This window comes from Xenorhabdus griffiniae (genome assembly GCF_037265215.1).
GTDB lineage: Bacteria > Pseudomonadota > Gammaproteobacteria > Enterobacterales > Enterobacteriaceae > Xenorhabdus > Xenorhabdus griffiniae.
This window is the reverse complement of the sequence record NZ_CP147737.1, coordinates 4,245,190-4,258,378: the sequence shown is the minus strand read 5'-3', so window position 1 is coordinate 4,258,378 and position 13,189 is coordinate 4,245,190. Positions and strand designations below refer to the sequence as shown.

Below are 13,189 nucleotides of genomic sequence, written 5' to 3'. Positions count from 1 at the left end.
CTTATATGAACAAATTTCAACTAAGAAAAATTACAGTGCAGCGATAGTCTCTTTCTGCGTCAGTAGTTTTTCTTTTGCGGCATTGTTGGTCGCCAGGCGTTCGCGCTCTTTGGCAACAACGGCTTCGGGTGCACGGCTGACAAAACCTTCGTTAGCCAGTTTGGTTTCAATACCGCTGATCTCTTTATCCAGCTTCTCGATTTCTTTATCCAGACGCGCCAGTTCTGCATCTTTATTAATCAAACCAGCCATTGGGATCAGCACTTCAGCCCCATTGATCAGTTTGGTGACAGAAACAGGTGCTTCTTCTTCTGCTGCTAACACAGTAACAGAAGAAAGACGCCCCATTGCCTGAATGAAATTGAGGTTTTCAGCGACACGGCGTTGTGCATCATGATTTGCATCACGCAGCAGAACTTCCAGTGGCTTGCTTGGTGCGATGTTCATTTCGGCACGAATGTTACGCACGGCAATGATAGTTTCCTTGATCCACTCCAGATCGTTCAGGGCCAATTCATCTGCTTTCGCCTGATCGAATTCAGGGAACGGTTGCAGCATGATGGTATCCGCATCAATACCTTTGACCACTTTCACACGCTGCCAGATGGTTTCAGTGATAAATGGAATGATTGGGTGTGCCAAACGCAGCAAACCTTCCAAAACTTCAATCAGGGTATGGCGAGCCGCACGGACTTCGGCTTCTGTCCCTTTGTTGATTGCCGGTTTGGACAGCTCCAGATACCAGTCACAGAATTGGTTCCAGGTGAATTCATAAAGAATGTTAGCGGCGATGTCGAAACGGTGAGTATCCAGCGCTTCACGATAGGCTTTAACGGTCTGGTTGAACTCTGCCAGGATCCAGCGATCTGCCAGTGACAGCGACATTTCACCACCGTTTTGGCCGCAATCTTGGCCTTCTGTGTTCATCAGCACGAAACGGCTGGCGTTCCACAGTTTGTTACAGAAGTTGCGATAACCTTGCAGGCGCTTCATGTCCCAGTTGATATCACGACCGGTAGAAGCCAGTGCGGCCAGAGTGAAACGCAAGGCGTCAGTACCGTGGGCTTCAATGCCTTCCGGGAACTGTTTTTCGGTACGCTTGCGGATTTTCTCTGCCAGTTGTGGCTGCATCATATTGCCGGTACGTTTTTCCAGCAGCTCTTCCAGCGAGATACCATCGATCATATCCAGAGGGTCGATAACGTTCCCTTTGGATTTTGACATTTTTTGGCCTTCTTCATCGCGGATCAGGCCAGTCATGTAGACTGTTTTGAATGGCACTTGTGGTTTGCCGTTTTCATCTTTGATGAAGTGCATGGTCAGCATGATCATGCGGGCAATCCAGAAAAAGATAATGTCGAAGCCACTGACCAGAACATCCGTTGGATGGAAGGTTTTCAGCGCGTCAGTCTGCTCAGGCCAGCCAAGGGTAGAGAATGTCCACAGGCCAGAGGAGAACCAGGTATCCAGTACGTCTTCGTCTTGAGTCAGGGTGATATCTGCACCCAGATTGTGCTCGCGGCGAACTTCTTCTTCATCGCGACCAACATAAACGTTGCCTTGTGCGTCATACCACGCCGGAATACGGTGGCCCCACCACAATTGACGGGAAATACACCAATCCTGAATATCACGCATCCAGGAGTAGTACATGTTTTCGTACTGTTTTGGCACGAACTGGATATCACCGTTCTCAACTGCTTCAAGCGCCACTTTTGCCAGTGGTGCAGTGCGAACATACCATTGGTCGGTTAGCATGGGTTCGATAACCACGCCACCACGGTCGCCGTAGGGGACCGTCAGGTCATGAGGTTTGATCTCAACCAGCAGGCCCTGTTTTTCAAATTCCGCCACAATCGCTTTACGGGCAGCGAAACGCTCCATGCCACGGTATTCGGCAGGAATATCCGTCGAGTAGATAGCGGAAACTTCGCCGTTGCTGTCGAAGACTTCTGCCGCTTCACGAATATCGCCGTCGAAGGTCAGGATATTGATCATTGGCAGGCTGTGGCGCTTACCGACTTCATAGTCATTGAAATCGTGGGCTGGGGTGATTTTCACGCAGCCAGTGCCTTTTTCCATGTCAGCATGTTCATCGCCAACGATAGGAATACGACGGTTCACCAGTGGCAGGAGGATCTCTTTGCCAATCAGATCCTTATAACGTGGATCTTCCGGGTTCACGGCAACACCGGTATCCCCCAGCATGGTTTCGGGACGGGTTGTGGCAACAATCAGGTAGTCTTTACCTTCTGCAGTCTTAACGCCGTCAGCCAGCGGATAGCGCAGGTGCCACATGGAACCTTTTACTTCACGGTTTTCAACTTCCAGATCAGAAATCGCCGTGCGCAATTTCGGGTCCCAGTTAACCAGGCGTTTGCCACGGTAAATCAGATCATCCTGATACAGGCGAACAAAGGCTTCTTTAACCGCTTTGGACAAACCTTCATCCATAGTGAAGCGCTCACGCTCCCAATCTACGGAGTTACCCAGACGGCGCATCTGGTTGGAGATATTGCCACCCGATTCTGCTTTCCACTGCCAAATCTTGTCGATAAAAGCTTCACGACCATAATCATGGCGGGTTTTGCCTTCTTCTGCCGCGATCTTACGCTCAACAACCATTTGGGTTGCGATACCCGCATGGTCAGTCCCTGCTTGCCACAGAGTATTTTTACCCTGCATACGTTGGTAACGCACCATGGTATCCATGATAGTCTGCTGGAATGCGTGTCCCATATGCAGGCTGCCGGTGACGTTGGGGGGTGGAATGACGATGCAGAAACTTTCGCGGCTGGTATCGCCATTCGGCTTGAAGTAACCACTCTGTTCCCAGTGGTTGTAAAGGGGTTGCTCTATCTCTGCCGGATTGTACGTTTTATCGAGAGATGGCTCAGATTGCGTTTGAGTAGCGGGTGTCTTTTCCATTGTGTCTTGATATTTAATAGGTTGGCGGGGTTGCCATGGTCAAATTAAAGCCGACGCTACGATAGGATTTATATCGTTCGCGCGCTAACTGTTTCAGATTTTCATCAATAGGAACGAAGTCTATCACTTCATGGAAAGCTGTGGCAAAGTCTGCAAAATGAGGAAGCAGTGTTACTAACACATCGCGGGGGACATTGCCTCTTTTTTGTGGCCAGCATAACTCTACGGGAGCACCGTATCGAGGGCCTTCGCCGGCAAGATTGTGCGGTACAAATTGGCTCGGCTCTCTCTGCCATAATGCTTCGTCTAATTTTTCGGCTTGTTGCTGGCTTTCACAAGCAATCAGAACCCGTTTCCCTGCACGCCATTGATCAGCAGCAAGCTGACATGCCAGCCATTCATGTGGTTGTAGATCATCTGACGATGATTGTTCCGATAACAGCTTTTCTAATAAATAGAAGGTGGCGTTTTTCATAGTTTCTTGGTTGCAAGGTTACTGGAAACAGTAAGGGTATTGCAGTTGCAATACCCTTAATGCCATTAAGCGGCAGGCGCATTAATCATCAGAATTTAAACCTGAACGATTTAACAGGAATTGTGACAGGAGCGCAACCGGACGGCCAGTTGCCCCTTTCGCTTTACCTGAACGCCATGCTGTACCTGCGATATCCAGATGTGCCCAGTGGTATTTGCTGACAAAACGGGACAGGAAAGCACCTGCGGTAATGGCACCACCAGAGCGTCCGCACGAGTTTACCATATCCGCAAAATTGGATTCTAACTGTTCGGTATACTCATCAGCCAACGGCAGACGCCATGCACGATCGCCCGCTTGCTCTGAAGCATTCAGCAGTTCATGCGCCAGGGGATTATGGTTGGACATCAGGCCAGTATAGTGACCGCCCAGTGCGATAACACAAGCGCCGGTCAAGGTGGCGACATCGATGACTGATTCTGGTTCAAAACGCTCAACATAAGTCAGCGCATCGCACAGTACCAGACGACCTTCCGCATCGGTGTTTGTCACTTCAACGGTCTGGCCGGACATAGTAGTCAAAATGTCTCCAGGGCGATAGGCGCGTCCGCCAGGCATATTTTCACAACCCGCCAGGACACCGATGACATTGATTGGCAATTGCAGTTCGGCAACAACACGCATGGCGCCATAGACGGAAGCTGCACCGCACATATCATATTTCATCTCATCCATACCTTCAGCTGGTTTGATCGAGATGCCACCGGAATCAAATGTCAGCCCTTTACCCACCAATACGATCGGTTTCGCATTGGCGTCTGCGCTGCCTTTATATTCCATAATGGCCATCAAAGATTCATTCTGCGAACCCTGACCAACCGCCAGATAAGAATTCATACCCAGCTCTTTCATCTGTTCTTCACCAATAACTTTGGTGGTCAGATTAGCCACGTTGTCAGCAAGCTGGCGCGCCTGTGATGCCAAATACGCAGCATTACAGATATTGGGTGGCATATTGGCGAGATCTTTCGCCGCCTTGATACCCGATGCAATGGCAAGACCATGCTGAATAGCGCGTTCACCGCTGGTCAATTCGCGGCGGGTCGGTACATTGAACACCATTTTACGCAGCGGGCGACGTAGCTCATTTTTGCTGCTTTTGAGCTGATCAAAAACATACAATGACTCTTTGGCTGTTTCGACCGCCTGACGTACTTTCCAGTAATTATTGCGTGCCTTCACATGCAGCTCTGTCAAGAAACAAACTGCTTCCATTGAGCCGGTTTCGTTGAGGGTATTGATCGTTTTCTGGATAATTTGCTTATACTGGCGCTCATCCAGTTCACGTTCTTTCCCACAGCCTACCAGCAAAATACGCTCTGACAGTACATTTGGAACATGATGTAGCAACAAGGTTTGACCTACCTTGCCTTCAAGTTCACCACGGCGCAATAAGGCACTGATATAGCCATTACTTATTTTGTCAAGTTGCTCTGCGATAGGGGAAAGACGGCGGGGTTCAAACACGCCGACAATAATACAGGCACTGCGCTGTTTCTCCGGGCTACCGCTCTTTACACTAAACTCCATGCGTTCTCCTGAATCTTAAAGACAAAGACGGATACAATCGCTAAAATACCGCGTTCCGCATTCATTCATCCCAAAGAAAATTAACGGTTATGTTAAGCTAAGCATATTATTTTTTGATACTTAGATAACGATAACTATGTTCTAATTGGGAACCAATATATGGAATGCTTTGGTATCATTTTAGCGATGGGGAAGCCAAACTGATTCATATAAATGGTAGATATACGACGAAGTTAGCGACTTTCCTGCAAAAAGACAAGTTTTCACAGGCGTAATAAGCGTGATCATCATTAGATATCTAGTACGGGAAACCCTGAAAAGCCAAATCGCAATACTGTTCATCTTATCGCTGATCTTTTTCAGCCAGAAATTAGTTGAAGTATTGGGTACGGCGGTAGAAGGGAATATTCCCGCAAATTTGGTTTTATCGTTGTTAGGTTTAGGTGTGCCAGAGATGGCGCAGCTTATTTTGCCCCTGAGTTTATTTCTTGGGGTATTAATGACGTTTAGCAAACTCTATACCGAAAGTGAAATCACCGTCATGCATGCCTGCGGATTGGGCAAGAGTGTATTGGTGAAATCAGCCCTTATTCTGGCTCTATTCACATCAGCGTTGGCGGCAGCTAACGTTATCTGGATCACGCCGTGGTCTGCCAAATATAAAGCGCAAGTCCTGGCGGATGCAAAAGCCAATCCAAGCCTTGCGGCGATCATGGAAGGGCGGTTTAAGCCTTCACGTGATGGCAACATGGTGCTGTATATCGGTAATGTGAAGGGCAATTCTTTTGAAAATGTGTTCCTGGCCCAGCTCCGCCCAGCGAATGATCAGCGTCCTTCTGTGGTCATTGCAGATGGCGGACATATGGAAGAACGCCCGAATGGAAATCAGGTGGCAGTACTCCATCAAGGAATGCGCTATGAAGGTACGGCATTATTGCGTGATTTCCGCATTACTGAGTTCACTAATTATCAGGCTGTGATTGGACACCAAAAGGCAGATATCGATAACAAAGTTGAACAAAAATCGATTGAACAGCTTTGGCATGACACCGACAATGACTCCCGCGCAGAATTTCACTGGCGCCTGACGTTGGTCGCTTCGGTGCTGATCATGGCGTTGATGGTAGTGCCGTTAAGTGTCGTGAATCCGCGTCAGGGGCGGATACTCAGTATGTTGCCAGCCATGTTGCTCTACCTGATTTTCTTCCTGTTGCAAAGCTCCCTGCATTCCAATGGCAGTAAAGGTAAACTTGATCCTCTGTTCTGGATGTGGTTGGTCAACGGAGTGTATTTTGCGTTGGCTATGACGATTAATTTGTGGGATACCGTACCCATGCGCAAACTACGTTCACGCTTTAAGATTCAAGGAGCGTCATAATGTTTGGGGTATTGGATAGATATATTGGCCGGACCATCCTGCAAACCATCCTGATGACTTTATTTATGCTGGTATCGCTTTCCGGCATTATTAAATTTGTCGATCAGCTCCGCAAAGTCGGGCAGGGGGAATATACTGCATTTTCCGCTGGTATTTATACCCTGCTGAGCATTCCCAAAGATATTCAGATCTTCTTCCCAATGGCTGCTCTGCTTGGGGCTTTATTGGGCTTGGGAGCACTAGCAACACGTAGTGAGCTGGTGGTTATGCAGGCCTCTGGCTTTACCCGCCTGCAAGTGGCGGGATCAGTCATGAAAACCGCTATCCCGCTGGTCTTGCTGACAATGGTGATTGGCGAATGGGTTGCTCCGCAAGGAGAGCAGCTTGCCCGTAATTATCGCTCGCAAAAAATGTATGGTGGCTCATTGATGTCCACGACCAAAGGACTTTGGGCGAAAGATGGCTATGATTTTGTCTATATCCAGAGTGTCGGGAAGGATAACGCTTTAAATGGCGTCAACATCTATCATGTTGATGACAACAAAAAATTGTTATCCATCAGGTATGCGGCTTCTGCGGTGTATGACAAAGATAACCATCAATGGAAGTTATCTCAGGTTGAAGAATCCGATTTAACCCAAGATGGGCGGATCACGGGGTCACAGCGTATTTCTGCGGACTGGAAAAGTCGGCTGACACCAGAAAAGTTAGGCGTCGTTTCTCTTGATCCTGAAGCGCTTTCTATACGCGGCCTGCATCAATACATTACTTACCTGCAACAGGGCCAACAGGATGCCGGACGTTACCAGCTTAATATGTGGAAGAAAATCTTTGCACCTTTATCGGTTGCGGTGATGATGCTGATGGCACTTTCCTTTATCTTCGGGCCACTGCGTAGCGTACCGATGGGATTCAGGGTTGTGGTGGGGATCAGTATGGGCTTTGTGTTTTATGTTTTGAATGAAATATTCGGCCCGCTTAGTTTGGTTTATAGTATGCCGCCGATATTAGGGGCACTGTTGCCAAGTCTGTTGTTTTTTTCAGTAAGTGTTTACTTACTTTTATATAGAAAATAATAATCTGATATCTCAGCAAACTTATCCGTCGCCTCCACCTTCAAAAGTGGAGGCGATTTCTTGTAAAACTAAATTTGCTTATGATTGCTCGCTAATGCTGCAACTAATTCATTAACTCCACTCGTCACACGACTAAATTTGCTTTGCTCTTTGCGTGTCATTACCACAAATACGCCGATATTGTTTTCAGGGATCATTGCCATATAGGTATTAAATCCACCGCCACCGCCTGTTTTCTGATAAATACCTTTGGCATCCATATATACCCAGCCAAGCCCTATACCATCCGCCAAGCCTGCAACATCCATTCCTTTGATTGATTTCAGATCGGCACGCTTAAAGTAGATACCTTGCTCACGACTGGCAGTCTGTTTCCTTAACTGATTATGGGAAGATAAAAACTGTTGCATCCAGCGCTGCATATCTGCGGGAGTAGAATAAATCCCGCCACTGCCCGCGGCGGCAATGGTGTTTACGCAAGGGCTGGATTTAATTCCAGCCATCAAACGGGCGCATTGGGATGGTGTGGGCGTCAGTGTTGTATCTTTCATGCGATAAGGGTGGGTAATTTCCTCTTGCAGCAGACGGGAATAGGGTTTTCCTGTTGCTTTAGCAAGGGCATCAGCTAATAAATCATAGGCCAGATTGGAATACGAAGCTGTCGTGCCAGGCGCAGCATCTATTCCTGCGGTGTTCAGCCAGGTCCAGCGGTTCGATTGGGTTGGCCAAATAAATACAGGGCGCCCCCATTTTCCACCAGGCTGTTCCCGTGGTAACCCGCTGGTATGGCTCGCCAGATGATATAACCGGATTGGTTGGTTAGCGTCATAATCCGGCACATGGACACCGTAATGAGTGTATTTCTGCAACGGATCAGTGATCTTGAGACGTTTCTTTTGTGCCAACTTAACCATGATCTCGCTGGTCATCAATTTGGTAATAGAAGCAATACGAATTAAAGAGTCTTGGTGTGGCTTAATACCGCTGCCTGGATAGGTTTCTCCAAAACTGCGATGGATAATCTGATTATTATCGATCACCACCATCGCCATTCCCAAAGGATTGCCTTCTGCAAAGATGGATTGGGAATACTGATTGACCAATGCCGTAGCTATGTTCTTAATCTTGTCATTACTCTCGAACACTTCCCATTTTGCTGGTTGCGCATTAGATTGCTGAAATTTTTTCTGGTGTGAATAACCAGAATCTGCACAAGCTGAAATCGCCCATGTCATGACGGAAACTGCACACAGTTTATATAGCCGTTTTTTCATTTTTGGATTAACCAATCAGGGGGCATTCAAGTGGAAGAATAAAGCTGTTATTTGTTTTTCTTAAATATCGCCATAATGGCACCAATAACGATACCTAACAGGATACCTGTAAAAATCCAACTGATAATAGTCATGATAATTTACCTCATAGCAGTGTATTGTTTTGAATTATATAAGGAGTTTAGAGGTTGTCTATTGGCTGAAAAGAATTGTGTGAGGAGGAATTGGTGGAATAGCGGTTTGGTTTTTACGTGTTGCTGGTAAAATCTGGTGAAAAAATAGAATAAGCGATTCTTTTTTCGTCACTTGAACAAAATCGAAAGGATAAGTGTTGCGAATGCGCTTCTGACAGGTATAATGGCCCCCGTTCTCCGAATCATTTCAGTGCCGAAGTGGCGAAATCGGTAGACGCAGTTGATTCAAAATCAACCGCCTTCGGGTGTGCCGGTTCGAGTCCGGCCTTCGGCACCATTCGTTAGTTTCCTAACGTCTACCCAAGTCTACAAACTCCCAAAAAACTCCAATAAATCAATAAAGTTTGTTATTTTGATGTCTATTGTGGTCTGTTGCAATCAACACGCAGCAAGGGGCATAATTTGGGGCACCGACACTTCGATTTTAAATGTGCCCCAAAAATGAAACTAAACGCCCGACAAATCGAGACTGCGAAACCTAAAGAGAAATCCTATAAATTAGCGGATGGCGCTGGCTTATATCTCGAAATCACGCCGCGCGGTTCTAAATACTGGCGCATGAAGTATCACCGTCCCACCGACAAAAAAGAAGATCGGTTGGCCTTTGGTGTTTATCCTGCCGTTTCATTAGCTGATGCTCGCGCTAAACGGGATGAAGCTAAAAAATTGCTCGCTCAAGGGATTGATCCCAAAGCAGAGAAAAAAGACGCACAAGCCGAATCAAAGGGGGCATATACTTTTGAACGGATCGCCCGTGAATGGCACGCCAGCAATAAACGGTGGAGTGAAGACCATCGAGACCGGATTATGCGAAGTTTTGAACAATACATTTTCCCTTATATTGGTACTCTCGATATTCGCGCTTTACGAACCAGTCAACTGTTGGCACCAATCCAAGCCGTTGATACTGATGGTAAACATGATATAGCCCAGAGATTACAACAGCGTGTAGCTGCCATTATGCGTTACGCAGTTCAAAATGACATTCTTGAATATAGCCCTGCCAATGATATGGCGGGCACTCTCACCATAGTAAAACCCAAACATCACCCTGCATTGCCTCATGAACGTCTGCCTGAATTTTTGGCTCGTCTTTCCTGTTATCGCGGGCGCTTGCTGACCAAAATTGCAGTAGAACTGACTTTATTAACATTTGTTCGTTCCAGTGAAATGAGATTCGCCCGTTGGGAAGAAATCGATCTTAAAAGGGCTGTCTGGCATATACCAGCGACACGAAAACCCATTGATGGTGTTAAGCATTCTCAACGTGGTATGAAAATGAAAACAGAACACATTGTACCGTTGAGCCATCAGGCTATTTCGCTTATCGAAACCTTACACAGACTGAGCGGAGAGAGTGAGGTAATGTTTCCCGGTGATCACGATCCAAAGAAAGTGATGAGTGAAAACACCGTTAATAATGCGTTGCGAGCGATGGGCTATGACACCAAAACAGAAGTTTGCGGACACGGATTTCGCACAATGGCACGCGGAGCAATGGGCGAATCTGGCCTGTGGAGTGATGACGCAATCGAGCGCCAGCTAAGCCATATAGAAAGAAATAATGTCCGGGCGGCGTATATTCACACATCCAAACATTTGGATGAACGGCGGCTGATGGTGCAATGGTGGGCGGATTACCTAGATGCTAACAAGGAGCAATTTGTAACTCCTTATGATTTTGCCAAACCGTTTCGTGATAGAAAAAATCAGTAGCTCGATCAACGAAAATTTTTTACTTATGGGATAACCAATTACATATTGCATAAAAGAATGACATAAAAAAACAACGCCCCAGTGTGCTGATACACATCTGAGGCGTCTAACCAATGACCGTTATTAGGAGTAACGATGATGGCTGATATACAGCATACCCAAACTCACCCTAAATTTACATATTCAGATAAAACAGGCAGACAAAAACCGCTCGACCTAATCCAATCCGTGAAAAAATCTGCTATGTATCATTGGGAAAATCTTCTACCTGCCTGTGGTGTTGATATTCCCGCAAAAGGCAAACATGGCACCTGTCCTATTTGCGGCGGAACTGACCGTTTTCACTTTATTGATGATCACCATAACGGCAACTGGCATTGCCGCCAGTGTGACGCTCCAAACTATGGCGATGGACTGGATTTAGTGGCAAAAACCAACAGGATCTCGATTACGGAAGCTGCTAAAGTTGTGGCTAACGTGCTGGCGCTGCCTTTGCCAGAATCCAAACCAGCCAAAGAAACCATTCAAACAACACAGCCAATTGCCGAAAAAGTAGCGGCACTAATGACGCTAACTGTCGCCGGAGAATCGCCCTATTTGACTGCAAAAGGATTGCATTGTTCTAACCAGCGATTACTGAAAGATGGTTCGTTATTATTGCCATTGGTAACACTGGATAAAAAAGTTACAGGTGCGCAGATCATCAAACTGGATGGAACAAAGAAATTACTGTCTGGTAGCCAAAAGAAAAGTGCTTTTATTGCATTATCAAAGTTGGGAGAACATCCAGGCACAGTGATCATTACCGAAGGTTACGCCACGGCATTGACCGTTAGCCAATTACATCAAGGCACCGTTCTGGCTGCAATAGATGCAGGTAATTTGCTCTCTGTAGCTCAATCAGTCCGGGAACACTGGCCTGATACGAAAATCATTATTGCCGCAGATAATGATTGGTATCTTCCCGATGAGTTGGATAAGAACGGTAAACCGAAAAAGAATGTTGGCAAAATTGCGGCAGAAAAGGCCGCCAAAGCGATCAATGGATGGGTAACGTTACCACCAACTGAGTACAAAACCGACTGGGACGATTATCGCCAGCAACATGGAGTGGGAATAGCACGGAAAGCCTTTACTCAGGAGCTTTATCAACCAACACTAATCAAGAAAAAAGCAGCCGTTTAGCTTAATAATGATACCGAACCTTCAAAGCTGACATTATGTCAGATGGGAGCCAGCCAACGCGGAGAAGTATTATTGACGCGCTATGATGGAGATTTAGCATTGGATGGCGCTTCGGAAACCGTACATCACTATGACGGCATTGTCTGGCGTCCAGTCAGTGACGCGATTTAAAACGGGAAATGGTCGCTGCTTTTATGGAAGAGAAACTACCGTACTTACCACATGGTATCAGCTCTGCCGTGGATGCCCTGAAATTACAGCTTCCCATGATGCAACCACCAAAACGCCACTTAATCGGATTCAGTAACGGCGTATTTGACCTGAAAACTAGCCAGTTTCGGCCTCATCGCAAAAATGACTGGTTATTGCTTGCCAATGACGTTGAATTTAATTCCCCTATTTCGGGGGAAATCCTGCAAGATCACGCGCCACAGTTCTGGCGCTGGCTCAATCAGGCAACAGCCAACTGTGAAAATAAAACAAATAGAGTGCTGGCAGCACTGGAAAACTCACGGGAACGGGCGTTGATTGTCGGTTATTCGCTGATTATCCTGCCAGACCAAACTCGCTATGTGGGCGATGGTTCCGGCACCAAGGCAATCACGGGTGGTGATGAAGTTGCTATCGATCCGAAGCACAAACAGCCCTATTCAACTCGTATTCCAGCGGTGGTATTGGCAGTAAACAATAATGCCATGAGTTTCAGTGATCGCAGTGGTGGAGTATCGCGCCGCCGTGTGATTTTCAACTTTTCCGAAGTTGTGCCAGAAAACGAGCGTGATCCACTCCTACGGGATAAAATCGCGGCAGAATTGCCTGTTATTATCCGGCATTTGTTGCATCGGTTCGATGATCCACAAGCTGCAAGGCACTTATTGGCAGAGCAACAGAAATCAGCAGAAGCGCTGGATATTAAGCGTGGCACAGATTCACTGGTCGATTTCTGCGGTTATCTTATAGCTTCCCATGAAACTGACGGTTTGTTAATCGGCAATGCAGAAATTATGCCGTTCAATCCCCGTAAATATCTTTATCACGCCTACCTTGCTTATATGAAAGGTAATAACCTGAATAAACCTGTTTCTGTAACTCGTTTTGGTATGGATATGCCGGGCGCACTGGTGGAGTACGGTCAGCATTACCTGCGCAAGAAAAGCAAACAAGGTATTCGTAGCAATCTGAGCCTAGATATTGATGCTGCTATCGAATGGATGCCGAAACTGACAAAGGATAGCCTGCCAGAAGAATAATTTCTTCTGATTATAATCGTTTTCCAAAGAAATATAAAAAAGTGTTCACCACTATTCACCCTATAATTTAAATCAGATATATCAAAACATTACAGGGTGAATAGTTATTTTAAAACTGTTCAC

General features: G+C 46.6%; 8 protein-coding genes, 1 tRNA gene and 1 pseudogene. 6 read left to right on the top strand and 4 right to left on the bottom strand.

Features of this window, described 5'->3' with window-relative positions; translation table 11 throughout:
• Positions 1 to 30: 30 nt before the first annotated feature.
• The 3 genes from WDV75_RS19390 to pepA all read right to left on the bottom strand — a co-directional run bounded on the left by WDV75_RS19390 (position 31) and on the right by pepA (position 4,993).
• Positions 31 to 2,928: a valine--tRNA ligase gene (locus tag WDV75_RS19390; RefSeq protein ID WP_273570990.1), complete on the bottom strand. Its 2,898-nt coding sequence runs from the start codon at positions 2,926 to 2,928 to the stop codon at positions 31 to 33.
• A 13-nt stretch (positions 2,929 to 2,941) separates the two neighbouring features.
• On the bottom strand, positions 2,942 to 3,403 hold the full coding sequence (locus WDV75_RS19385) for a DNA polymerase III subunit chi (RefSeq protein WP_189759778.1): 462 nt from the start codon (positions 3,401 to 3,403) through the stop codon (positions 2,942 to 2,944).
• Between the two features lie 81 nt (positions 3,404 to 3,484).
• Positions 3,485 to 4,993: a leucyl aminopeptidase gene (pepA, locus tag WDV75_RS19380; protein ID WP_273570991.1), complete on the bottom strand. Its 1,509-nt coding sequence runs from the start codon at positions 4,991 to 4,993 to the stop codon at positions 3,485 to 3,487.
• A 280-nt stretch (positions 4,994 to 5,273) separates the two neighbouring features.
• On the opposite strand from pepA, the gene lptF reads away from it, so the two are divergent.
• Positions 5,274 to 6,371 carry an LPS export ABC transporter permease LptF gene (lptF, locus tag WDV75_RS19375; protein WP_189759780.1) on the top strand — a complete coding sequence of 366 codons (1,098 nt, stop codon included), beginning with the start codon at positions 5,274 to 5,276 and terminating at the stop codon, positions 6,369 to 6,371.
• A complete protein-coding gene (lptG, locus tag WDV75_RS19370; protein WP_273570992.1) occupies positions 6,371 to 7,447 on the top strand; it encodes an LPS export ABC transporter permease LptG in 1,077 nt (358 codons plus the stop codon). The genes lptF and lptG overlap by 1 nt, the downstream gene beginning before the upstream one ends.
• 68 nt (positions 7,448 to 7,515) lie before the next feature.
• Here lptG and ampH read toward each other — a convergent pair whose 3' ends face one another.
• The gene (ampH, locus tag WDV75_RS19365) at positions 7,516 to 8,721 is read right to left on the bottom strand and encodes a D-alanyl-D-alanine-carboxypeptidase/endopeptidase AmpH (RefSeq protein WP_273570993.1); all 1,206 of its coding nucleotides are present in this window, start codon (positions 8,719 to 8,721) and stop codon (positions 7,516 to 7,518) included.
• Positions 8,722 to 9,107: 386 nt separating this feature from the next.
• On the opposite strand from ampH, the gene WDV75_RS19360 reads away from it, so the two are divergent.
• The 4 genes and pseudogenes from WDV75_RS19360 to WDV75_RS22235 form a co-directional block, all read left to right on the top strand.
• A tRNA-Leu gene (locus WDV75_RS19360) sits at positions 9,108 to 9,192 on the top strand.
• A 164-nt stretch (positions 9,193 to 9,356) separates the two neighbouring features.
• Positions 9,357 to 10,631, top strand: coding sequence for a tyrosine-type recombinase/integrase (locus tag WDV75_RS19355; protein ID WP_273570994.1), 1,275 nt, complete (start codon positions 9,357 to 9,359; stop codon positions 10,629 to 10,631).
• A 135-nt stretch (positions 10,632 to 10,766) separates the two neighbouring features.
• Positions 10,767 to 11,816: a toprim domain-containing protein gene (locus WDV75_RS22240; RefSeq protein WP_420497546.1), complete on the top strand. Its 1,050-nt coding sequence runs from the start codon at positions 10,767 to 10,769 to the stop codon at positions 11,814 to 11,816.
• Between the two features lie 27 nt (positions 11,817 to 11,843).
• Positions 11,844 to 13,066: pseudogene (locus tag WDV75_RS22235) on the top strand (DNA primase family protein); the annotation flags it as partial.
• Between the last annotated feature and the right edge of the window lie 123 nt (positions 13,067 to 13,189).

Coding starts and splice junctions, on each gene's coding strand:
- WDV75_RS22240 (WP_420497546.1), top strand. CDS start 10,767: ATGATGGCTGATATACAGCATACCCAAACTCACCCTAAATTTACATAT.
- lptG (WP_273570992.1), top strand. CDS start 6,371: ATGTTTGGGGTATTGGATAGATATATTGGCCGGACCATCCTGCAAACC.
- WDV75_RS19390 (WP_273570990.1), bottom strand. CDS start 2,928: ATGGAAAAGACACCCGCTACTCAAACGCAATCTGAGCCATCTCTCGAT.
- WDV75_RS19355 (WP_273570994.1), top strand. CDS start 9,357: ATGAAACTAAACGCCCGACAAATCGAGACTGCGAAACCTAAAGAGAAA.
- ampH (WP_273570993.1), bottom strand. CDS start 8,721: ATGAAAAAACGGCTATATAAACTGTGTGCAGTTTCCGTCATGACATGG.
- WDV75_RS19385 (WP_189759778.1), bottom strand. CDS start 3,403: ATGAAAAACGCCACCTTCTATTTATTAGAAAAGCTGTTATCGGAACAA.
- pepA (WP_273570991.1), bottom strand. CDS start 4,993: ATGGAGTTTAGTGTAAAGAGCGGTAGCCCGGAGAAACAGCGCAGTGCC.